The 21,697-nt window shown below is 46.7% G+C and carries 20 protein-coding genes; 8 read left to right on the top strand and 12 right to left on the bottom strand.

The annotated features are described in order from the left end of the window. Window positions 1-71: 71 nt before the first annotated feature. The 3 genes from ACVA6Q_RS00465 to gatA form a co-directional block, all read right to left on the bottom strand. Window positions 72-1,445 carry a PTS galactitol transporter subunit IIC gene (locus ACVA6Q_RS00465; protein WP_429761720.1) on the bottom strand — a complete coding sequence of 458 codons (1,374 nt, stop codon included), beginning with the start codon at window positions 1,443-1,445 and terminating at the stop codon, window positions 72-74. Window positions 1,446-1,511: 66 nt separating this feature from the next. Further along, complete coding sequence (gene gatB, locus ACVA6Q_RS00460; RefSeq protein WP_042499917.1) at window positions 1,512-1,793, bottom strand: PTS galactitol transporter subunit IIB; 282 nt, start codon at window positions 1,791-1,793, stop codon at window positions 1,512-1,514. Beyond that, entirely contained in the window at window positions 1,790-2,260 is a 471-nt protein-coding gene (gene gatA, locus ACVA6Q_RS00455; protein WP_112461833.1) for a PTS galactitol transporter subunit IIA, read from the bottom strand. Before gatA ends, gatB begins: the two co-directional genes overlap by 4 nt. Window positions 2,261-2,467: 207 nt before the next feature. Here gatA and gatZ point away from each other — a divergent pair, with 207 nt between their 5' ends. Together gatZ and ACVA6Q_RS00445 are read left to right on the top strand one after the other, a co-directional pair. After that, on the top strand, window positions 2,468-3,727 hold the full coding sequence (gene gatZ / locus ACVA6Q_RS00450) for a tagatose-bisphosphate aldolase subunit GatZ (protein ID WP_446646081.1): 1,260 nt from the start codon (window positions 2,468-2,470) through the stop codon (window positions 3,725-3,727). A 64-nt stretch (window positions 3,728-3,791) separates the two neighbouring features. Next, a complete protein-coding gene (locus ACVA6Q_RS00445; RefSeq protein ID WP_446646080.1) occupies window positions 3,792-4,580 on the top strand; it encodes a DeoR/GlpR family DNA-binding transcription regulator in 789 nt (262 codons plus the stop codon). 83 nt (window positions 4,581-4,663) lie between these two features. Here ACVA6Q_RS00445 and ACVA6Q_RS00440 read toward each other — a convergent pair whose 3' ends face one another. Next, on the bottom strand, window positions 4,664-5,437 hold the full coding sequence (locus tag ACVA6Q_RS00440) for a DeoR/GlpR family DNA-binding transcription regulator (RefSeq protein WP_353500095.1): 774 nt from the start codon (window positions 5,435-5,437) through the stop codon (window positions 4,664-4,666). 246 nt (window positions 5,438-5,683) lie between these two features. Then, the gene (locus ACVA6Q_RS00435) at window positions 5,684-6,865 is read right to left on the bottom strand and encodes an MFS transporter (protein ID WP_446646079.1); all 1,182 of its coding nucleotides are present in this window, start codon (window positions 6,863-6,865) and stop codon (window positions 5,684-5,686) included. Between the two features lie 231 nt (window positions 6,866-7,096). On the opposite strand from ACVA6Q_RS00435, the gene ACVA6Q_RS00430 reads away from it, so the two are divergent. Beyond that, window positions 7,097-7,636, top strand: coding sequence for a peroxiredoxin family protein (locus ACVA6Q_RS00430; RefSeq protein ID WP_446646078.1), 540 nt, complete (start codon window positions 7,097-7,099; stop codon window positions 7,634-7,636). A gap of 66 nt (window positions 7,637-7,702) precedes the next feature. Here ACVA6Q_RS00430 and ACVA6Q_RS00425 read toward each other — a convergent pair whose 3' ends face one another. Continuing rightward, the gene (locus ACVA6Q_RS00425) at window positions 7,703-8,071 is read right to left on the bottom strand and encodes a winged helix-turn-helix transcriptional regulator (protein ID WP_446646077.1); all 369 of its coding nucleotides are present in this window, start codon (window positions 8,069-8,071) and stop codon (window positions 7,703-7,705) included. A 116-nt stretch (window positions 8,072-8,187) separates the two neighbouring features. On the opposite strand from ACVA6Q_RS00425, the gene ACVA6Q_RS00420 reads away from it, so the two are divergent. Next, the gene (locus tag ACVA6Q_RS00420) at window positions 8,188-8,832 is read left to right on the top strand and encodes a DsbA family oxidoreductase (RefSeq protein ID WP_446646076.1); all 645 of its coding nucleotides are present in this window, start codon (window positions 8,188-8,190) and stop codon (window positions 8,830-8,832) included. Between the two features lie 63 nt (window positions 8,833-8,895). Here the strand turns inward: ACVA6Q_RS00420 and eat are convergent, their stop codons facing one another. The 3 genes from eat to ACVA6Q_RS00405 are packed head-to-tail and all read right to left on the bottom strand — an operon-like array spanning window position 8,896 to window position 12,579. Beyond that, window positions 8,896-10,296, bottom strand: a complete 1,401-nt coding sequence (gene eat / locus ACVA6Q_RS00415) for an ethanolamine permease (RefSeq protein ID WP_353500100.1) — start codon at window positions 10,294-10,296, stop codon at window positions 8,896-8,898. A gap of 11 nt (window positions 10,297-10,307) precedes the next feature. Further along, window positions 10,308-11,174, bottom strand: a complete 867-nt coding sequence (eutC, locus tag ACVA6Q_RS00410; RefSeq protein WP_446646075.1) for an ethanolamine ammonia-lyase subunit EutC — start codon at window positions 11,172-11,174, stop codon at window positions 10,308-10,310. 10 nt (window positions 11,175-11,184) lie between these two features. After that, window positions 11,185-12,579, bottom strand: coding sequence for an ethanolamine ammonia-lyase subunit EutB (locus tag ACVA6Q_RS00405; protein ID WP_446646074.1), 1,395 nt, complete (start codon window positions 12,577-12,579; stop codon window positions 11,185-11,187). 195 nt (window positions 12,580-12,774) lie between these two features. Between ACVA6Q_RS00405 and ACVA6Q_RS00400 the strand changes: the two genes are divergently transcribed. Further along, window positions 12,775-13,716: a helix-turn-helix domain-containing protein gene (locus ACVA6Q_RS00400; RefSeq protein WP_446646073.1), complete on the top strand. Its 942-nt coding sequence runs from the start codon at window positions 12,775-12,777 to the stop codon at window positions 13,714-13,716. 117 nt (window positions 13,717-13,833) lie between these two features. Here ACVA6Q_RS00400 and ACVA6Q_RS00395 read toward each other — a convergent pair whose 3' ends face one another. The 3 genes from ACVA6Q_RS00395 to ACVA6Q_RS00385 all read right to left on the bottom strand — a co-directional run bounded on the left by ACVA6Q_RS00395 (window position 13,834) and on the right by ACVA6Q_RS00385 (window position 16,215). Next, on the bottom strand, window positions 13,834-14,418 hold the full coding sequence (locus tag ACVA6Q_RS00395; RefSeq protein WP_446646072.1) for an NAD(P)H-dependent oxidoreductase: 585 nt from the start codon (window positions 14,416-14,418) through the stop codon (window positions 13,834-13,836). 168 nt (window positions 14,419-14,586) lie between these two features. After that, window positions 14,587-15,432: a phytanoyl-CoA dioxygenase family protein gene (locus tag ACVA6Q_RS00390; protein ID WP_446646071.1), complete on the bottom strand. Its 846-nt coding sequence runs from the start codon at window positions 15,430-15,432 to the stop codon at window positions 14,587-14,589. A gap of 60 nt (window positions 15,433-15,492) precedes the next feature. Continuing rightward, complete coding sequence (locus ACVA6Q_RS00385) at window positions 15,493-16,215, bottom strand: TetR/AcrR family transcriptional regulator (protein WP_353500109.1); 723 nt, start codon at window positions 16,213-16,215, stop codon at window positions 15,493-15,495. A 270-nt stretch (window positions 16,216-16,485) separates the two neighbouring features. On the opposite strand from ACVA6Q_RS00385, the gene ACVA6Q_RS00380 reads away from it, so the two are divergent. From ACVA6Q_RS00380 to ACVA6Q_RS00370, 3 genes are read left to right on the top strand one after another with little or no spacing between them, the layout of a single operon-like run. Then, complete coding sequence (locus ACVA6Q_RS00380; protein WP_446646070.1) at window positions 16,486-17,559, top strand: efflux RND transporter periplasmic adaptor subunit; 1,074 nt, start codon at window positions 16,486-16,488, stop codon at window positions 17,557-17,559. Then, entirely contained in the window at window positions 17,559-18,617 is a 1,059-nt protein-coding gene (locus tag ACVA6Q_RS00375; RefSeq protein WP_446646069.1) for an efflux RND transporter periplasmic adaptor subunit, read from the top strand. The genes ACVA6Q_RS00380 and ACVA6Q_RS00375 overlap by 1 nt, the downstream gene beginning before the upstream one ends. After that, the gene (locus ACVA6Q_RS00370; protein ID WP_446646068.1) at window positions 18,617-21,673 is read left to right on the top strand and encodes an efflux RND transporter permease subunit; all 3,057 of its coding nucleotides are present in this window, start codon (window positions 18,617-18,619) and stop codon (window positions 21,671-21,673) included. Before ACVA6Q_RS00375 ends, ACVA6Q_RS00370 begins: the two co-directional genes overlap by 1 nt. Window positions 21,674-21,697 lie beyond the last annotated feature (24 nt).

The raw sequence follows: 21,697 nt of genomic DNA, 5'->3' as shown, positions 1-21,697 counted from the left end.
TGTAGGTCTTACTTAACGTCTTAAATGTGAAAGAGTGAAGGGCTGGCAGGTTGCCCTGCCAGCGAATTGGATTAAGCGTTAGCTTCTGTTAGCGCTTCTTTTTCTTGTTGGACTTGCTTTTCGTATTGTTTAGCACGAGACCATGTCATGGCAACAGCGACGGCGTAGACACCACCGATAATGACGAGGCCACCTAAGTTTTCAAGTCGGAACAGTTCAATCAGGATATATGTGATTGGTGCGCCGCCTTGGTCCATAGAACCGATTAGGTTGCTGCCTGTTACGTGACCCGTTGTCTGACCTAGTTTGGTTAGGAATGGGATGGTTTGCGTCGCAATCCATAGCGTTCCTGCCATGATGATAGAGCCAGAAATGATGGTTCTAAATAGGTTACCACTGTGAATCGCTACACCCATTGCTACAAAGAAGCCGATTGTTGCTAGGTCGCCGAATGGCAGAATCGCATTACCTGGCAGTAGTACAGCAATGAAAATCGTCAGTGGGATAAACATTAGACTTGCAGATACCACGTTGGTTTGGCCAAGCAATAGTGCAGGGTCTAGACCGATCAAGTAGTCATCACCACCAAACTTACTTTGTAGACGAGCACGAGCTTGTTTAGCAATTGGATTCAGACCATCCATGATTGGCTTAATAACACGAGGCATCAGTAGCATAACCGCGGCGGTTTTCACTGCTAATTGCAGTACGTTCTGTAGGTCATAACCTGCAAGCAAACCAATCGCTAGACCCATGATGAAGCCAACCACTACTGGCTCACCGAATGCGCCGAATTTCTTCTGAATGCCGTCGGTAGAGAAGTGAATATTACGAAGGCCTGGAATCTTTTCAATGATAGCATCAACCATTACCGCAATAGGGCCACAGTAAGCTGATGTGCCATGTGGAACCGCAATGCCGTCTAGGCCAAAGTAGTTTTTAGTATCTCTTGCGAACCAATCACCGAGTTTGTAAGCGAATGCAGCGTGGACGATAACGCCAACAATACCTAGCATATAGCTGTCGGTTGCCATGTGAACCATCGCACCAGTAAAAGTCATGTGCCAGATGTTCCAGATATCCACGTTTACTACGCGAGTCATCTTAGATACCAGCATGAGAATGTTGACTGCTATAGCAATTGGAATGGCAATTAGCGCCATCTCACTTGCCCAGGTAATCGGAGCGGTGCCTGGCCAGCCAAGGTCGACAACGCTTAGTTCAATACCGAAGTTAGCTGTCATCTCTTGTGCTGCAGGACCAATTGACTCCAACATCAAGCCGATGACGAGACCAATACCGACGAAACCAATACCAATATGAAGGCCTGACTTAAACGCATCGCCGAGCTTCATTCCGAATGCCATTGAGAAAATCATGATCACAATCGGCAGCATTACTGTTGGCCCGAGATCGAGCACATATCTGATAATTTCGTTTAACATAGTAGGGTATTCCTTTAGTCTCTCGATGGCACGCTGTTTGAGAACGGTGCCATTGAACAGGGATAATTAAAGAACAACAGCCAGCATTTTTTCTTTTAGTTCGTCTGCGCCCACACCTGAGATAAATGGCATGCCGTGGAACAGAGGAATGTCGCCAAACGTGCGATCCACTTTTGCAGTGGTACAGATAAAGGAGACCTCATCGCAGATGTAGGTATCGATCTCGTTAACGCGGCATTGAACAATTTCGATATCCACGTTGTGTTCTTCACACAGATCTTTGATCTCTTCTGCTGCCATGGTTGAGGTTGCTACTGCACCGCCACACGCTACAATCACTTTTTTCATGCTACTTCCTTATCTTTGTTTAATATTTTCGAACTGAATGTGGCCGTGATTGCTTCAATCGATGGCGCGTTTTTGAGTTCGTTAAAAAATGCTTCGTCCTGCAATGATGTGAACAAGGCACGTAATAGCTGCATTTGTTCCGCAGGGTCTGTAACCACAAGGGCGATAATTAGCTCTGCGATCAGCTCACCATCATCATCGGCTCTTTCGAAAGGGATCCCCTGAGATGGTTTAATTAAATAGACGCAAGGTTTGTTCGCATGTGATGCGTCGCAGTGGGGAATTGCCACTGCACCAAACCCTAGATCAATGCCTGTTGGGAAAATCGATTCACGCTCGTGAATCGCAGCGTGATAGCTCTCCTTTACAAATCCTTCGCCTGTTAAGAAGTCACTTAGGTGGTCGAGTACTTCTTTGTTTGTCTTTAGGTCAACATCGGTGTTTACCAAAAGTTGAGTTTCTATCATTTTCTTAACCTTTCGTTTTGCTTCGGAGTAATCATAATCAAAACCTTCGAATAAAAAAGCGATCTGCCGCACACTTCGTTAACTTACGAAAATAAACAAAAATTAACGAAGACATTCGTAAGTTTTGTTGGTATGTTTCGGGGTATTCGTTTAATTAAGTTGCAAACTCGAAAGTGTGAATGGCTTTCGTTTTCGATGAGGTAAGTTATGAAACAGATCGTTGGTTTACATAAAACAAACAATAATATAGGCGTATATTCAGTATGTTCCGCTCACCCTTTGGTGATTGAGGCGACATTTCGTTACGAACTTGATAATTCGTTGCCCGTAGTAATTGAGGCAACATCGAATCAAGTGAACCAATTTGGCGGTTACACAGGGATGAAGCCAAAGGATTTCGTAAGTTACGTTTACGAGATCGCAAATGAAGTCGGCTTTCCGATAGAGAGAATCATCCTTGGCGGTGATCATTTAGGCCCTAATTGCTGGCAAAACGAAACCTCTGTTCAAGCGATGGAAAAATCACGCGAATTAATCAAGCAGTATGTTGAGGCGGGCTTTACTAAGATTCACCTCGATGCCTCAATGTCATGCTCCGATGACAGCGTACCTTTAGAGCCTTCGGTCGTTGCGAAGCGAGCGGCTGAGCTTTGTGCTGTGGCAGAAGAATTTGTACCAGCAGAGACCAGAGATAAGATCACTTATATTATTGGCACGGAAGTACCAGTGCCTGGCGGTGAAGCTTCCGAGATTGATACGGTTCATGTCACTGAACTTGCCGATGTACGCCATACCATAGATACCCATGTTACGGCCTTTGAAGCGCTAGGTATTGGCCATGTGATCGATAAGGTTGTCGGTGTTGTGGTTCAACCGGGCGTAGAGTTTGACCATAGTAAAGTCATTCGCTATCAAAAATCGGCCGCAGCAGAGATTTCACACTATATCGAAGACACGCCTTGGATTTACGAAGCGCACTCTACGGATTACCAAACAGCCAAGCATCTAAAAGATCTCGTTCAGACTCACTTTTCGATTTTGAAAGTAGGACCTGCTCTGACGTTTGCCCTGCGTGAAGCTTTGTTTGCTCTTGCTGAAATTGAAACCTGTTTGGTGAAATCTGAGCACAACAGTCAGTTTAAGAAAGTGGTCGATGATGTACTACTAGATACACCAAAGTACTGGAAGTCTTACTACGGCGAGAAGCATTCCGATATCATCAATAATCTGCATTTTAGCTTTTCAGATCGCATTCGCTATTACTGGACGGATGAACGTATTCAAGCGGCTCAGAGCCGTTTGATAGAGAACCTGAATAAGGTTGAGATTCCTCTGACTATGCTCAGCCAATACATGCCAAATCAATATCTTAAAGTAAGCTCCGGAGAGATTGAAGCAAAGGCTCCTGCGCTGATAATCGACAAGATCCAAGAGGTCATCGGCCAGTATTCATCGGCTTGTCAATAATCTGATATCGAGGGACGAAGCGCTTAGGCGCTTCGTTTGTTGTTGAGTGTTAAGGATGGGTCCTATGAATGTCACTTTAAGAAGAAAGAAGATACTGGATTTACTCTGTGCACAAGGGACGGTTGAGGTGAAAGCCCTCGCAGAAGAGTTGAATACGTCTCATGTCACGGTAAGAAATGACCTCACTAGTCTCGAAAAAGAAGGAAAACTCGAGCGTTTTTTTGGTGGAGCGGCTTTGCCGGCCTTGATGAGAATGCCTGTCGCCTCTCAAAATGGTATAGACCGCGAGCTTGCCGTTAATCAGCGTTACCAGATTAATGATGAAGCCAAGCGAAAAATTGCTGCAAAAGCGGCTGAGTTAGTCGTGTCCAACTCGACCATCATTATCGATAGTGGCAGTACTACCCACCTGCTTGCTCAGGCACTGGCAGATACTGGCAATGTCACGGTGATCACCAACAATCTAGCCGCTGCTTCCACATTGGCCGGGATTGGCTCTATTACGCTCGCGATTAGTGGCGGTGTATATCGTAATGTCTCTCAGTCGATCCATGGACATAAAGCGGAAGAGTTTTTTGACGGTGTGTACGCGGATATCGCGTTTATTGGCGCGGATGGCCTAGACCCAAAGAAAGGAGTGACGACGTTCAATGAAGGCTATAACGTCACACAAACGATGGCGAAGTGTGCTAAAACGGTGGTGATTTTAGCGGACTCTTCTAAACTATCGCGCTCTGGTTTTAATCAAGTGCTGTTGCCTGAGCAGATAGACATGCTGATTACCGATAGCGGCATTTCGAGTGAGGATATGGCGCGATTCCGTTCTCAAGGCATCCACGTTGTTGCCGTTTAGTGCATGCTATTTTAGACGATGAGATAGCAAGCCCTATGGAGCAAATCTATAGGGCCATTGCCTAAATAAAACAATAGTAAGCTTTATACTACAACGACTTGGACACCACACTGCTCAAATCGAGTTTTATCTTCTGAGCTAATACCTTCATCAATCACAAGCACATCAATACGTGCGATATCCAGTACCTGATTGAACCCGATTCGACCGAGTTTTGTTGAGTCGACAACCGCAATTACTTTCTTGACGCACTTTGCCATGACATCAGTAATTGCGTAGCCCTCGTTGAATGTTGTAATCCCTTTTTCAGGATCAAGACCATCAGCCCCTACGACTAATATGTCGGCCTGAACACCATCTAAGCATTGTTCAGCACGAAAGCCGTGCAAAGATTTGGTTTTGTTGCGGTACGTACCGCCGATGACAACCAGAGTGGTATTTTCTGCATCCATAAGAGATACGCAAGCCGCCAGGTTATTGGTAATGATGGTGTTGCCACCGCGAACGGCAAGTTGCTCGGCCACAAGGTGTGTGGTGCTGCCGCTATCGAGAATGACGGTGTCTGATGGGGCAATCATTGCCGCTGCGGCTTCGGCGATTTTGTGTTTTGACGCGCCATTGATTTCATAACGACGGTCAATTTGTACTTCGTTATCGATTTGCGATAACGGCAGATGTTTGATGGATTGTGCTCCGCCAAAAAAACGCTTAAGTTTGCCTTCTTGTTCCAGAGCTTTCAAATCAGCACGTAAGGTAACCTCAGACGTATTAAGTGTGACGGCCATGTCTTTGACAAGCACCTGACCATGCTCGTTCAATGACTGAAGGATAGTCTCTCTACGTTCTAGCTGATTCATCACAACTCCTTTATATTCTTTCGTATTCTTTCAATTTCGATAGTATAACCTTGTTATTATTTTTGTATACCACTTATGTAGTAACAGCGTATTGATTAAAAAGTAAATAAAAAGTCGAAGCTTAGACCGTATTCTCGGTGTTTTCCTACTTTTTTACCGAACTCCATTCGAAAATTCAGTTAGAAAAGTCGAATGGTCGATTTGCGACTGCTTTCGAGATTTCTAACTGTATATTTAGATTGAACGTTATGCTGTTTTGAGGTGCGCGATAGACTTGTTGTCCAGTGCGCCACTTAATCGAGTGAGTAACAAAGCTAGGATCACAATCGCTGCGCCAACCCAAGGGGTATGCATGAGTCCTGCTTTTGCGACGATGTGACCACCACCCCAAGAGCCAAGGGCAATGCCAACGTTGAAGGCTGCGATATTTAGGCCTGAAGCGACGTCGATACCATCAGGTGCATATTTCTCGGCAAGTTTTACCACGTAAACTTGTAAGCCCGGCACGTTACCGAAGGCAAAGGCACCCCAAACTAGAATAGTGATAACAGCGGCAATCGGGTTTACTGCGGCAAAGTTAAATACCAATAGAATGCCCGCCAAGCCGGCAAAGATAATGGTCAGCGCCTTGATTGGCCCCATAGAGTCCGCCATCTTGCCACCCCAGATGTTGCCCACAGCAACGGACACGCCGTACACCAACATGATTAGGCTCACTGCACTCGATTCAAAACCTGACACCTGCTCCAAGATAGGGGCTAGATAAGTGAAAGCGGTGAAGGTGCCGCCATAGCCGAGGGCGGTGATCGCATAGACAAGCAACAAGCGTGGTTGCGCCAATACCTTGAGCTGAGCAGAGAGTTTTGCTGCCGGTGGTTGCTTAAGATTATTTGGTATTAGGAATGCACTGCCAATCAGCGCGATGAGACCCAATACAGCCACCACCAAGAAAGTAGTTTGCCAGCCAAAAATTTGTCCAATGTAGGTACCAAGAGGCACGCCAGTGACAAGTGCCACGGTGAGACCGGTAAACATGATCGCAATCGCACTGGCTGCTTTCTGTTTCGAAACTAGTCCGGTTGCAATGGTCGACCCAATCGAGAAGAACACGCCGTGAGCAAGACCTGTCAGTATGCGCGCTAGAACAAGAGTATTGTAGCCAGGCGCTTGCCAAGCTAAGAGATTACCCGCAACAAACAAACTCATCACAGCAAGCAAAACATATTTACGCTTCCAGTTACCGGTTAAAGCAGTGAGCACGGGTGCACCAACAGCAACACCAAGCGCGTATAAGCTGACTAATAAACCTGCTGAAGGCAGTGATACACCCAGATCAGCGGCCATAGTTGGGATTAACCCAACAATAACGAACTCTGTTGTGCCGATGGCAAAGGCACTGAGAGTTAATGCAAAAAGTGCAATAGGCATTGTATTTCTCCAATAATTTGCAGTTGCTGATTAAAGACGTGAACTGCTTTCGTTTTGTTAAGCGCATTATTGAAGAAAGTTGAATTGTAAAAAACAGCAGTTGTTACAAATGATTTTTGCCAGTTTTGCAAAGGTGGTTCAGGTGAGGTTACTAAAAGTTAACTACTTGAAGTTATAGGGAACTCGACCCACAATCTAAAGCGATCAGACAATGTGTGCTAAGGAGTGAGTATGTCTACATCGGTAAAACTTAAAGCGGGCGATGCGTTTCCATCACTACAAGCGACCTTGTTGGATGGTACATCGGTAACTCTTGGAGAGCCCCAAGGCGGTTTAACGTGGCAAGCGGTATTCGTTTATCGCGGCAAACACTGCCCTTTGTGTACGAAATACCTCAATGAGCTGGAGTCTTACAAACAGGCATTTGCAGATGCGGGTGTAGATATTCTGGCAGTGTCAGGAGATTCGAAAGCGCAGCTAGAACAGCATTTAGAAAAGCTCGATGTGAGCTTCCCACTGGCTTATGGTGTGACGGAAGAGCAAATGAAGCAGCTTGGCGTCTATATTTCATTGCCTCGCTCAGAGCAGGAAACTGACCACAATTTTGCAGAGCCTGGGCTTTTTGTGGTGAATGAACACGGTAACTTACATGTTGTCGATATCTCAAACAACCCGTTTGTTAGGCCAGAATTAGGCGCGTTATCTCGCGGCCTCGCTTGGATCCGAGACCCGAATAACCACTATCCAATTCGTGGAACGCTAGACTACTAATTTCCCTGTACGAGAGATGAAACAAAGGGGAGCATCATGCTCCCCTTTGTGGTTCAGGTGTTTGTATTACGAGCGGATTTGAATGTCGTAGGTCTCAGACCATACTCGTAGGTCATCAAGTATTTTCAGCGCAGTGCGGCCAAACTCAGTCAGCTCGTAGCTTACGGCAATGGGCCTGTCACTGATGACCTTACGGTCTACCATGCCTTCGAGTTCAAGCTCTTTCAGTCTCTGGTCGACCATTTTCTTACTGGCACCACCTAAAAGGCGCGTTAGGTCATTGAAGCGCACCGGACCATCTTTGAGATGATAAATAATCGAGCCTTTCCACTTCCCACCAATCAGGCGCATGCCTTTCTCTATTGCACAGGGCTCTGAACAGGCATTTTCAACAGACTTTCGGCCACGATTATCAACTTTGATCTGGCTTTCCATGATAGAGCTCCTAGGTCACCAAATGGTAACTGGTTGAAACAGATATTTAGGTCACCATAATATACCTAGTCACTAAAATTTCAATAAAAGAAAGCATCAACAAAGAGAAAGTCATTATGAGCCAAACAATCAAACTGGATGTAGTATCGGACGTGGTGTGCCCATGGTGCATTATCGGCTACAAGCGCTTGGAACAAGCGATTCGAGAGCTGGGTATTGAGGATCGTATCGAACTTGAATGGCAGCCGTTTGAACTCAATCCCCATATGCCATTGGAAGGTCAAAACCTGCGAGAGCACTTAGCAGAAAAATATGGAACAACGAAAGAAGACAGCATTCGCGCTCGCGAGCAATTGACCCAGTTAGGTCAAGAGGTTGGGTTCACCTTTGACTACAGCGATGAGATGAGAATGCTCAACACCTTTGAGGCGCATATTTTGCTTGAGTATGCGAAAGAGCAAGGTAAACAAACAGACTTGAAACTCCGCCTGTTCAGTGCGTTCTTCGGAGAGGGGAAAGATATCAGCAATCGTGACGTGCTGGCGAATGAACTTGCTGCGGTGGGGCTAGACAGTGGAAGTGCAATTAGACGTCTTGATGAGCCAAGTGCACGCCTTGAAGTCCAGCAAGCGGAAGATACTTGGAAGAATTTGGGAATCAGTTCGGTGCCAACGGTGGTGTTTAATCGTCAAAGTGCATTGACAGGGGCGCAGCCGGTAGAGGTGTATAAGCAGGTATTGCAAGAGTTGCTTGCTCAATAAGTAGCGGGCTAAATGAACTGAAAGGGTCAGGCATTGCGGATGCGATGTCTGACCCTTGTTACATTAACCTACATCAGTATTGAGTTCCTGCTCTGCGACTGACAGCATCGCAAATTCTTCTTCAGCGCTAGAGGCCACCAGGTTGTTGCGGCTATATAGCCCATAGTAAACCCCACCAATGACAAACAGTCCAAATGTCATATAGAACGCCGATGGGTCAAACGCATACACACCTGTAAGTGCGACTAGCGATAAAATGAGTGAAATCGCAGAGGTGACAATCCCGCCTGGAGTTCGATACGGACGCGCAAGTTCAGGCTGTTTCACTCTCAGTAAGATGTGGCTAAGAGACATTAAGGCATAGGACACTGTGGCGCCGACAACGGCCATGGCCAAAATCAAGTCTCCCTCGCCAGTAAGCGACACAGCAAATCCAAAAATGCCCGGGACAATTAAAGCGCGAGATGGCACTTTGTTTTTACTGGTTAAAGATAAGCTTTTCGGCAGGTACCCGGCTCTCGAGAGTGCAAAAACCAAGCGGCTGTAGCCGTAAACAATCGAGAAGAACGAAGCGATAAGGCCAGCAAGTCCGAGCATGTTGACTAAAGTTGCAATCGTTGGGTTGTTCGTCACTTTTAGCGCATCGACCAACGGTACTGCACTCGCGCCAATCAGCTCTGAGCCGGCTGCGCCTGCAAGTAGAAAGACGACTAATGCTGCAGTCACGAGTAAGAAAATCATCGCGCCAATAATACCTTTTGGTACATCTTTCGCTGGGTCTTTGGCTTCTTCTGCGGCGAGAGGTACTCCTTCAACGGCTAAGAACAGCCACATTGCAAAGGGGAGTGCCGCCCAAACACCATACCAACCAAAAGGTAGGAGTTCAGTTGCTTCAGCAGTGGCTGGTGCGATGTCAAATAGGTTACTGGCATCAAAGTGACCTATGAGCGCAACCGCGGTTAGGATGATAGCCAAAACCGCCAGACCGCTGATCACCATCATAACTTTTAACGCCTCGCCGACACCAAACAGATGAATGCCAATAAACGCCGCATAAAACAGGGCATAAACGACAGGACCATCAATACCAATCAGTTCATTCACCGCCGAGCCAATGAAGATGACGATGGCAGCTGGCGCTAGTGCATACTCGATCAAAACCGCCAGCCCAGTGACAAATCCTCCGGTTGGCCCCATGGCTTGTCTTGCGAAACTGTATCCCCCGCCAGCGGCAGGAATGGCTGCGGACATCTCGGCGAGTGATAGCACCAGAGTAATGTACATGACGGCCATGGCAATGGCGGCAATAAGAAATCCAGCCCAGCCGGCTTGCGCGATGCCAAAGTTCCAGCCAGCGAAGTCGCCAGAAATAACGTAAGAGACCCCAAGGCCGGCAAGTAAAATCCACCCTGCGGTGCCTTTTTTTAACTGTCTTTTAGACAGGTACTCCTGATGTTTTGTCATAGTAAATCCTTCTACAAACGGTTGATAAGAAAGTTGTTGGAGCTAGTTTGATTCAGTGTTGAACTGCTTTCATCGTCAATCTCAGAGCGGTCTTTGAGATCGACACCAGATAGGTGCAATCGCCTGGCTTCTTCAAGTAGGTACAGGGTTCGCTGGCAAGCGTCGTCGTAACTCAAGCCGTCAGGCCTGACATTTGAGATACAGTTTCGTTCAGAGTCTTTTGTGCCTCGCCTTGCGCCCCAAGTTAGGTATAAACCCATGCTATCTGGGGAGGATAATCCAGGTCTTTCGCCGATCAATATCAGCGCCATACGAGCGTTAAGGCATTCAGCAACATCATCGGCAATGGCGACTCTCCCTTGCTTGACGATAGTAATAGGTGCAAGGTGCCATGATTTGCTTTTATCCAGTTTTTGAAGAAGTCGCTCTAAAAAGGGAGCCGCGTGATTTTGTATCGCCGTTGATGACAATCCGTCGGCGATGACGATAGCGAGATCGGGTTGGGTTTGAGAGGTGGACGCCTGTTTTTTCAGTTGTGCCCAAGACGCGTCACTGAGCTGTCGACCTAAATCGGGTCTTTGAAGGTACATTAAGCGATCGGTTATTTTGCTTTCGACAACTTGAACTTCACCTGACGCAACGGACTGAAGCATTGGTAACTGTTCAAGCTCGATTTTTAAGGCTTGGATATCTAGTGCGCAGTGCACTGCATCCATCGCTTGGGCGTGATCAAGCTGAAACGACAAGAGAGCGTCGGTCGGAATGCTGTTACCAGTTCTGCCTAGTGCGATTCGTGCTGAGGTCAAACTACGCAGTTGTTGCCAAGGACTGGTCACTACAGAGTTTGATGCTTTGTTAATGTTGACTACCTTTGTCATGTCACTTTCCTTAGCTGACCTGTTTTATGGCTTTGGAGAAGGGAGAGGCGAGTTGGTCGTTTAAACGTACCTTATCGACATCGTTAAAAATCTTCGTTTCTACCAGCCACTGCTCGAATTCGGGAGCAGGTCGTAAGCCAAGCACTTTTCGAGCGTAGAGAGCGTCGTGGAATGATGTGGTTTGATAGTTAAGCATGATGTCGTCAGAGCCAGGAATCCCCATAATGAAGGAGCATTCGGCGACGCCGAGTAAAGTGAGCAGATTGTCCATGTCATTCTGGTCGGCATAGGCATGGTTGGTGTAGCAAATGTCACAGCCCATCGGTAACCCCAGCAGTTTTCCGCAGAAATGATCTTCCAACCCCGCCCTAATAATTTGCTTACCATCAAACAGATATTCCGGGCCGATAAAGCCGACAACGGTGTTGACTAGCAAAGGGTCAAATTGGCGTGCCACCGCATAGGCTCTCGCTTCACACGTTTGCTGATCAACACCATGAAAAGCGTTAGAAGACAGCGCGGTACCCTGACCTGTTTCGAAATACATGACGTTGTTACCAACCGTGCCGCGTTTGAGTGATAGCGCGGCCTGCTGCGCTTGTTCCAAAATAGAAAGATTGATGCCAAACGTGTCATTGGTGCCTTGGGTTCCGCCAATCGACTGAAACACTAAATCGACAGGCGCTCCTAGCTCAATGGCTTCGATGGTATTGGTGACATGAGTTAAAACGCACGACTGAGTCGGTATCTGATATTGCTGGATGACCTCATCCATAAGTTGCATGAGCTTTATCGCCTGAGGAACATTATCCGTTGCCGGATTGATGCCAATGACGGCGTCTCCATTGCCGTACATCAGGCCATCGAAAATACTCGCTGCGATGCCATTGAGTGAATCTGTAGGATGATTAGGCTGAAGGCGAGTGGAAAGGCGGCTCGGCAGTCCAATGGTATTTCGAAAAGCAGTCACAACCTGACACTTCTTAGCCACCAAGATGAGATCTTGATTGCGCATGATTTTGCTCACCGCCGCCACCATTTCTGGCGTAAGCCCCGGCCTTATTTGTGCCAGTGTTTCCGAGTCAGCCTGATCGCTAAGTAGCCAGTTTCTAAAGTCACCTACCGTGAGGTGCTCGATGAGTGAGAAGGCTTGTTTGTCATGGCTATCAATGATCAGTCGGGTAATTTCATCATTCTCGTAGGGGATCACGACGTCATTGAGAAACGTTTTGAGCGGCAAATCCGCAAGCGTCATCTGTGCCACTACGCGTTCTGCAGCAGATTCTGCACACACTCCAGCTAAGGTATCTCCAGAGCGTTCTGGGGTCGCTTTTGCCATTAGTTCCGCAAGTGAACTAAACGTAAATACATGGTTTCCCTGTTGTCGACGATACGTCGCTGTCATGACGACTCCTTCAATGGTTCGATTCTTGCTGCATTTTTTGTTGAACGTGCAGCGCAGCTAATTTATCAACTTGCGAATAGCGTTCCATATGCTTGTCAAAAAATGGCAATTATTAAATGTGTTAATAAACAATGCCTTATAGAGCTCCTGCTCCATAGTTGGGCGCCGAAAATCCCTTTAGAAGGAGTAGTAGTGATGGATGAAATTTGCAAGTTTGCGCCAGAGTTGTGCATCCGTCCCTCTAATGATGCAAATCAACAAGCAGACAACCTGTTGAATTGGATTCAGGCTTATGATCAGATCACCGACGGTGGGTATCATGGACGAATTATTGAGCGTTGTTTTTCCAATGTTCATGTGTTTCGTGAAGAGAGCAATCGCGGTTTAAGGCAGGATTGCCAAGTCACTAAAGGTGGGTTGTGGTTGGGGTTAAGTGCGACCGATAAGTCTCTTTATCTCAATCATCACCAGAAAGGCGCTGACGATATGTTGCTTCGTGCGAGCGGACTGGACTTTGAACTGGTTACGCCGGAAGACTTTTCTATTTACGGCGTGGTGCTGGACCAGCAAGCTTTAGGCTCTATTCTCGACCAGATGGATATCGAGATAGACAGTTTGGCAATGCTCAACCAAGTGGTATCGACGCCTCATGCTTATCAATTGAAAGCCTATCTATCGATATTACTATCGAATCAACCGGTGCGTTGGTCTTGCGATACACATGAATCATTACTTTTGGATTTTGTCGCGGATGTAATTGACTCGTCTAGCGGTGGCAACGATTCAATGGAGCCTTTGTATCAACGCGCCAAAGTCATGAAGCGGGTGAAGCAAACGTTAGAGAGTCGTGATTGGTCTCATCCAATGACCATCAGCGAGCTTTGCAGTGCCGTACATGTGAGCCGCCGAACGTTGCAAAACACGTTTCACTCTTGTTGTGGCATGTCGCCCCACCAATTTCTGTTGCGAGTTAGGTTGAACCAAGCTCGCAGGGCTTTACTCACTAGTGACGGCGAGCTCTCCGTCTATGAGATCGCGTTCAATCATGGCTTCTTTCACTTAGGACTTTTTGCCGGTAATTACAAAAAGCTGTTTGGTGAGAGTCCGTCAATGACGCTCGTACGATGGGATAAGTAGGAATCTAGTTGAGTTGCCACTGCTCCCCAATCTATCGCAGTCTTGTGAAGAACGATAGATCAGAGAAACAGCAGCTTGCTTAACTCAGTATGCCAACTATTATTTGGCTCTTCTTCGTTAGAAGTGCTGATTCAGGTGCGCTTCAAATCGAGCAAAGTCCTTGTCGATATCGCCATTTTTCATCACGTCATAAGCCGCAAAGGTTGGCATGGCTTTCATACCAAAGAAGCGGAAGTTGGCGTGCATGTGGAACATGAGGTCATCAACACTTTTACCTTGGAAAAGGTATTCAGACTCATCATTGAACGACTCTTCCGGTGCGTTAAACGTTAATGACAGCATGTACTTAGAATCAGTTTGCGTGCCACCTGTGCCGTAGTTCTTCTTAGGCTCAGCTTCTGAGCGACCATCAAACAAACACAAGTCACCACCCATACCCGCAGTAAATACGTCGTCCATGTACTTTTTAAAGCTCCAAGGTACGGTCATCCAGTTCACTGGTGATTGAATGATCACTCGATCTGCCCATTTGAAGTTCTCCAATTGTGCCGGTACATCAATTTGTTCTTGCATCGTCACTACGCGAGTCTGGTGGCCTTTCGCCTCCAATAGCGTGACCGCTTTGTCGACCAGAGTGGCGTTAAGTTTGCCCTCAGAGAATGGATAAGGCTGGTGTGCATTGATAATAAGTACATTGCTCATGGGTGTTGACCTCTAAATTTCACTATGGCTTGGGAACTGCCCCTAGCGCCTGAGTGGTATATTAAAGTAACCTGGAATGTGTTTGCAATTAGTATACTTTTAGTAACCTAAAAATAGTGTCAATGGCTCTATCTGAAAACGGCGGGCGTTCCTGAGTTTGGTGACTGTTTAGTCTAACGGTAGCGCAAAGCAGTATTCTGCAGATTCATAACGTACTTGCTGTTTATAGAGGTCTTGTAATTTGCGCTTACTATCTATTGTTGAGGTTGGCGAGTGACTCCAAAGCTGGCAAGCGTAACGGTTTAGCGCTTGGCGTTGTTGTATCCACGATGCGGAGAAAAGTGGGTTGGCTTGGGAGTGCTCAAGAGAGCGAAACTCAAAGTAAACAGTGCGGCGTTGTGTTTGTTCGGTAAGGGGGGATGAGCGATGCATAAGCATAACGTCGTGAATGACGATGTCACCGGCTTTGGCTGTGACTTCGGTACTTGCTATGTCGTTTTGTTGCCAACGACGCGTGATTTCACAAACGGAATCGGAGCTCAGATGCGAGTGTGGGATGACTTGCAATGCACCTTGCTTGCGTTTGGAGTCATCGAGGTACAGACCAACAGTAAAGATTCGAGACTCTCTTTGGTAATTCATGTCTCTGTGCCAATTAATGTTCTGGTTATCACCTTTGTGTTTGATGAGCAGTGATTCGTAGATAGGAATGGCCTCACCTTCAACTAGGGTTTGTACTGTTTGTTGCAGAGTTGGAAGCCCAAGTAGCTGAACGAAGGAAGGTGTATCGAAAGAAAACAAGTTGTTTATTCTGGTGATAAAATTTTGGTCGCCTTGATGGAGAGTGGCAACGTTGTTCACCAAACCATCAAATTGCGCATTCTCCAGTAGCTGTTGCTGCAAGGTGTCGTAGGACTGACGTAAGTCTCGAAGCAGTGAAGTAGGAATGGCATTTTTTAGCACCAAATAACCGCGCTCGTCGAAGGTTGCTACTTGTTTGCTTGAAATGGTCACTGTGATAGTCCTTTAGTGCGTAAAAAAAGCAGCGTTAGGGCTGCTTTTAAAAGGTTCTGTTTACATTGGGCATTCGCCCCAATCGCACTTAACATGGTAGACGAGATCAGACACTTTGCTTGGTTTGAGCCGATCTTGCTCTGTTATTTGTAGCTTGTGTGCGGTCAATTGCTCGAAAAGTTGCCAGTGTTTGAGTAGGCACTCATCATCGACTTGAGTCACTTCCGACCAAGCTTCTTTTAGCATTGGCATCATGCACGCAGAGCCATACGCATAGAGCATCATTTGCCATTTGAGCTCATGCATATTGAACTGCTCGCTTTCACTGCGACCTTGGTTGTATTCACTCACCAATGCCATCACGATACATTCAATTTCCCCTTTGCTATCAATAAAGTAGTCGAAGAACTCGTTTTCTTGACGCATCGCATCGGCGATTAATTGCATTGGCTGGCGGTTGATCAGCAAGTTGGCCAGCATTTCAGTCGCAAATCGATATAGCTTGATGTTCGCTGGTGTATCTTCTGGTAGCTGCGAGAGAAGGTGCATGATGTACTTTTGCATATACGCATGCATATGGTCACTGATGCCATACCAGATCTGCTCTTTGCTGCCAAAGTGGTGGCGAATTAGGCTGTGAGATACCCCTGCGCGATCGCTGATATTGCGAATCGATACGCGTTCGTAACCAAGTTCACAGAACATGTCTGCGGCGACCGTCATGATCAGGTTTTTCGTCTCTTCTGCCGCCATGGCGCTGCGACGACCTTTTTTCTTCTCCACTCGATACCTTTTTAATTAATCATTCCTATACAGGGTACTGAATTACCTACCTATCGACAAGATGCACATCAGTTGGGCCGCATAATGCCGTAAATCTACTGAAACCGGGGTTTGAGGGTTTCTTTATAACCAAAAGTGATGAAGCTCATCGAAAAAATTATACTGCACGCATGTGCAGCATGTATTGATCTCTTTCAAATTATACATATACTGCACAACTGTAAAGTTAATTTACTGCACACCTGTAAAATATAATTTGGGATAAATATTATGAAAACCCATCGTCTATTCAAAACTGCCAGTATGCTGGTTCTGCCCTTGTTGGCAGTCGTCGGCCTTTCTGGTTGTAATCAAGCTCAATCAGAAATCAATGAACCGGTCATTAAGCCCGTCAAAGTGGTTCAGGTACCTGAGCTCAACTTTGCTCCCGTTAGCAGTTACCTAGCACAAGTTGATGCAACAGATCGTGCTCAACTCTCTTTTCAGGTGGCGGGACAGATTTCGTCTTTAGACGTCAAAATGGGTGAAGCCATTAAGAAAGGTGAAATCTTAGCAACGCTCGATCCGACCGACTATCAAGTGGCACTTGACGCCAAGCAAGCAGAATTCGATCTTGCCGAATCCCAGTGGAAGCGAGCAAAGCAGCTGTTTGCTAAAAAGCTTATTAGTGCCGATGAGTTCGATCGCAACGAAACTCAATATAAAGCGGCACAAGCCTCACTCGCACAAGCAAAAGCGGATCTTGGTTACACCCAAATTATCGCCCCATTTGATGGTGTGGTCTCTTTAACCTACCAAAAGCCCTTTGAAGTCGTTGGTGCCAAACAACCCATTTTGAATCTAATTAGCAGTGATGATCTCGATGTCACCTTCACTATCCCTGTAAGAGAAGTGAAAGCGATGACGCTAGAGGAGCTGAAAAATCAGCACTTTTTTGTGACGTTGGATAGCCATCGTAATCAACGTATTGAAGCAAGGTTCCGTGAGATTGCTATGCAGCCAGATCTTGATACCAATAGCTATGCAGCGGCAGTAACAATGGTTAAACCACATAACATCAATGTGTTGTCAGGCATGTCTGGTCTGGTGCATATCCAAAGCGAAGCCAAAGAGCGCGCTTTTTCGCTACCTGCGAGCGCGTGGATAAGTCAGCAAGAGAGCAGTGGCAAAGTTTGGCGTTTTGACCCGATGACAGAGCAAATCAACCAAATCCAACTTTCAACCAATGAAAACGGCGCAGTGACAGCAGGCTTGCAGCAAGGTGACCAAATAGTGGTCGCAGGCGCTGCAAACTTAGTTGAGGGACAGCGAGTAAAACTATGGACACGTGAGGGTGGTATCTAGTGAAAAAGTCAATTATTGCCATCGGTCTCGCATCGCTAGCGTTAACGGGTTGCTACTCGGATATCACCGTTCGTGAACGTGCCCCTTTGATGGTGGAGTCCATTGAGGTATCTAAGCCTGTAGAGCAGCAATATCGTGAGTTTAAAGGTCAAGTTGTGACTGCGGAGCAAACCAAGCTGTCATTTCGCATTCAAGGTGAAATAGCCCATTTGCTTGTAAAACCGGGTCAATCGGTGAAGAAGGGTCAGGTTGTTGCCAAGCTGGATGATGAAAAACTTCAGCAGCAATATCGTGATGCTCTGGCTCAATATGAGCTGGCGACTAAGCAATTGCGTCGAGGTACGGAGCTTTACGCGCGTGACATGATTTCAAACTCTGAATTGGATGAGTTGACTTCAAACCGTCAACTAGCGAAAGCGCAGTACCAAAACATCCAACATCAAATTCAGTACACCAGTCTAAAAGCACCGTTTTCCGGTGTCGTGGCCGAAGTGAGCAAAGAGCGTTTTGAGAACGTTGGTCCAGGTGAAACTGTGGTGTCCATTTATCAGGATGACAAAGTCTATGTGAAGATCAGTCTTTCTGACCACATTCTAGCGTCTATTACCCCACAAGCTCAGCGCAATGCTTATCAGCCGCGTGCTTTTTTCTCTGGGGTTGAAGACAGTTTCATCATGTCTTACCTGGAACATTCTAGCGAGCCCGATGCGCAAAGCCGAGCCTATGAATTGTGGCTGAAAATGCCTCAGCCAAAAGCAAAGATTTTGCCGGGAACCAGCGTGTCTGTTCATGTTGATATGGTGGCTGCTGGTTTGAGCACGATTCAAGGTTATCAACTGCCTATGACGGTGCTAGAAGCAGGCTTTGAGCCGCAACAGTTTTACGTTTGGAAGCATGAAGATGGTGTAGCAATGAAAACACCCGTGCGTGTCGATCAGGTGAATAGCTTTGGCGTGATTGTCGATTCTGGCGTTGCTCAAGGTGATGTTCTAATTAGCTCAAGTTTGAGAAAGCTCAGAGATGGCGAAGCAGTAGCACTCATGGAGAACAATAAGTAATGAGTTTGACCGAGTATTCAATTAAAAACCGCGTCATTAGCTGGCTGTTTCTGGTCATTTTGGCCATTGGTGGTATTCAGTCGTTTAACGATCTAGGTCGTCTTGAAGACCCTGCTTTTACTATCAAAGATGCGATGGTGATTTCGACTTATTCCGGCGCAACATCAACGGAAGTAGAGGAAGAGCTCACGTATCCGCTGGAAAAGGAGATCCGTAAGCTTCCTTATATCAAGAACATTAAGTCGACATCGTCCGCCGGGCTGTCACAAATCATGGTCAGTATGGAAATGGACTATGGCCCAGACGAGCTTCCGCAGATTTGGGACGAAATGCGTCGTAAGATTAATGACTTAAGACCAAACCTGCCATCAGGTGTGAATTCGATTCAGATCATCGATGACTTTGGTGATGTGTTTGGTGTGATGATCATGCTGACTGGTGATGGTTACGACTATGTGGAGCTTAAACGGTATGCTGATTATCTAAGTCGTGAGCTTGAGTTGGTCGATGGCGTTGGCAAGGTGTCGATTGCGGGTGACCAGAAAGAGATGCTGTTTGTGGAGTTATCGCTGGAACGCCTCTCTGCACTTAACCTAGATATGAACACTGTTATGGGACTGCTGAATCAGCAAAATAGCGTGCAGTCTGCCGGTGAAATCATGATCAACGGCGAAAGCTTGGCGATTCGTCCAAACGGTAATCTGGACTCAGTGGAGTCGCTGGAAAATCTGATTATCCACGGCCGCGACACGGGCAACCTGATTCGCTTAAAAGATGTGGCTGAGATTTCCAAAGGTATCCAAGAAAAGCCATCGAACGTGATTACCTTTAACGGTAAGCCTGCTATCAATCTAGCTATCTCATTTGGCGCGGGCGTTAACGTAGTTGAAGTTGGTAAAGCTTTAGATGCACAGCTTCAAGCGCTGGAAAACATTAAGCCTGCAGGCATTAATCTCGACTACTTCTATAACCAGTCGGCGGAAGTGGATAAGTCGGTACAAGACTTTGTTGTCAGTCTTGCTCAAGCTGTGGGTATCGTGATTGTGGTGTTGCTGTTCACCATGGGTATGCGCAGCGGCATCATTATTGGTGCGGTTCTGCTGCTTACGGTGTTTGGTACTTTCATTATGATGAGTATCAACAATATCGAGCTGCACCGTATCTCGCTAGGCGCACTGATTATCGCGCTTGGTATGCTGGTGGACAATGCCATTGTGATCGTCGAAGGCATTCTGGTCGGGCTCAAGCAAGGTCAAACTAAGAAGCAAGCTGCGATGAGTATTGCTAAGCAAACTCAGTGGCCGCTGCTTGGTGCAACGGTGATTGCTATCACAGCGTTTGCGCCAATTGGCTTGTCACAAGACGCGACGGGCGAGTTTATGGGTTCGCTGTTTTGGGTACTGTGTTATTCGTTGTTCCTAAGCTGGATCACGGCACTAACTCTAACGCCGTTCCTAGCCGATATCTTGCTGAAAGAATCGGATAAGAATGACCAAGCCGCTGATGCAGATCCATACAAAGGCGTGCTGTTTACAGTGTTCCGTTGGTCTTTGGAGTTGGCATTGAAACTACGTTGGCTTACGGTCGCGGGTATGATTGCGCTGCTTGTCTCCGCAGTCATGGCGTTTGGTCTGGTAAAACAGTCGTTTTTCCCACCGTCAAATACGCCAATGTTCTTTGTCGATATGTGGATGCCGGAAGGCACTGATATTCGCCAAACGCTCAAGCAAACGGAGCAGGTAGAAGCGTATATCCAAGAGCAGGACAATGTTGAGTTTGTGTCTTCGACCGTTGGACAAGGCCTGCAACGTTTCATGCTGACTTATCAGCCTGAGAAGAGCTATGAAGGCTTTGCGCAGTTGCAAGTGCGCACAACTAGCCGCGATAACATGTTTGGATTGCTCAATAAGCTAGACGCGGAATTGTCTTCTCAATTTGCAGCACCTACGTTCCAACTACGATTGATGGAATTTGGACCGTCGCCAGCGTCTAAGATAGAAGCACGTATTATTGGCCCAGATCCGCAGGTACTGCGTGATATCGCGGTGCAAGTTGAAGATGTATTACTTGCCGATCCTGGTTCGAGAAACGTTCGTCATGACTGGCGTGAGCGTACTAAGCAGTTGGTACCTCAGTTCAACGAGTCAAAGGCGCGCCGCTTGGGTATCTCAAAAGAAGATCTATCAAGCACCCTGCAATTGGCGTTCGGTGGAAACACGATTGGTGTGTTCCGCGATGGTACGCAAATGCTACCAATCGTGACCAGATTAACGGAAGCAGAGCGAGTTGATTACGCGTCGCTACAGAACATCTCCATTTGGAGCCCAATGCTGCAAACGTATGTGCCCGTGGAGCAGGTGATTGATAATGTCACGTTGGAATGGCAAGAACCAATTATTCAACGCCGTGACAGAAAACGTACGCTAACCGTTCTCGCTGACCATGATGTGTTGGGCGACGAGACGGCGGCAAGTTTATTCGCTCGTGTTAAGCCACAGGTAGAATCACTGCCTCTACCTGCTGGCTACACGATCGAATGGGGTGGCGAATATGAGTCATCTAAAGACGCGCAAGAGGCGATGTTTAAGTCGCTTCCGATGGGCTATCTGTTGATGTTCATTATCACTATGCTGCTTTTCAACTCGTTTAAGAAGCCGTTGGTGATTTGGCTCACGGTACCGCTTTCAATCATTGGTGTCGCGTTTGGTTTGTTGGTGTCTAACATGCCGTTCAGCTTTACCGCATTGCTTGGTCTACTTAGCCTTAGTGGCATGATCCTCAAAAACGGTATTGTACTTATGGATCAAATCAACTTGGAACTTGATAGCGGTAAAGACCCTTATGATGCGTTAGTTGAAAGTGCGGTAAGCCGTGTTCGTCCTGTCAGTATGGCGGCACTTACTACTATCTTGGGGATGATACCGCTGGTGTTTGATGCCTTCTTTGGTTCAATGGCGATCACCATTATGGCGGGTCTAGGGTTTGCAACTGTGCTGACCTTAATCGTAGTACCCGTGCTGTTTGCTATTTTCTTTAAGGTAAAACCGACGAAATAACTGAAATCGTAGTAAATATGATCA

The organism is Vibrio sp. DNB22_10_4, assembly GCF_052879755.1.
The sequence above is the reverse complement of the archived record's forward strand: the minus strand, read 5'-3'. Positions and strand labels throughout refer to the sequence as shown.

Bases quoted from the DNA above. Each gene is read 5' to 3' on its own strand.
- ACVA6Q_RS00465 (WP_429761720.1), bottom strand. From the start codon at position 1,445: ATGTTAAACGAAATTATCAGATATGTGCTCGATCTCGGGCCAACAGTA.
- gatB (WP_042499917.1), bottom strand. From the start codon at position 1,793: ATGAAAAAAGTGATTGTAGCGTGTGGCGGTGCAGTAGCAACCTCAACC.
- gatA (WP_112461833.1), bottom strand. From the start codon at position 2,260: ATGATAGAAACTCAACTTTTGGTAAACACCGATGTTGACCTAAAGACA.
- gatZ (WP_446646081.1), top strand. From the start codon at position 2,468: ATGAAACAGATCGTTGGTTTACATAAAACAAACAATAATATAGGCGTA.
- ACVA6Q_RS00445 (WP_446646080.1), top strand. From the start codon at position 3,792: ATGAATGTCACTTTAAGAAGAAAGAAGATACTGGATTTACTCTGTGCA.
- ACVA6Q_RS00440 (WP_353500095.1), bottom strand. From the start codon at position 5,437: ATGAATCAGCTAGAACGTAGAGAGACTATCCTTCAGTCATTGAACGAG.
- ACVA6Q_RS00435 (WP_446646079.1), bottom strand. From the start codon at position 6,865: ATGCCTATTGCACTTTTTGCATTAACTCTCAGTGCCTTTGCCATCGGC.
- ACVA6Q_RS00430 (WP_446646078.1), top strand. From the start codon at position 7,097: ATGTCTACATCGGTAAAACTTAAAGCGGGCGATGCGTTTCCATCACTA.
- ACVA6Q_RS00425 (WP_446646077.1), bottom strand. From the start codon at position 8,071: ATGGAAAGCCAGATCAAAGTTGATAATCGTGGCCGAAAGTCTGTTGAA.
- ACVA6Q_RS00420 (WP_446646076.1), top strand. From the start codon at position 8,188: ATGAGCCAAACAATCAAACTGGATGTAGTATCGGACGTGGTGTGCCCA.
- eat (WP_353500100.1), bottom strand. From the start codon at position 10,296: ATGACAAAACATCAGGAGTACCTGTCTAAAAGACAGTTAAAAAAAGGC.
- eutC (WP_446646075.1), bottom strand. From the start codon at position 11,174: ATGACAAAGGTAGTCAACATTAACAAAGCATCAAACTCTGTAGTGACC.
- ACVA6Q_RS00405 (WP_446646074.1), bottom strand. From the start codon at position 12,579: ATGACAGCGACGTATCGTCGACAACAGGGAAACCATGTATTTACGTTT.
- ACVA6Q_RS00400 (WP_446646073.1), top strand. From the start codon at position 12,775: ATGGATGAAATTTGCAAGTTTGCGCCAGAGTTGTGCATCCGTCCCTCT.
- ACVA6Q_RS00395 (WP_446646072.1), bottom strand. From the start codon at position 14,418: ATGAGCAATGTACTTATTATCAATGCACACCAGCCTTATCCATTCTCT.
- ACVA6Q_RS00380 (WP_446646070.1), top strand. From the start codon at position 16,486: ATGAAAACCCATCGTCTATTCAAAACTGCCAGTATGCTGGTTCTGCCC.
- ACVA6Q_RS00370 (WP_446646068.1), top strand. From the start codon at position 18,617: ATGAGTTTGACCGAGTATTCAATTAAAAACCGCGTCATTAGCTGGCTG.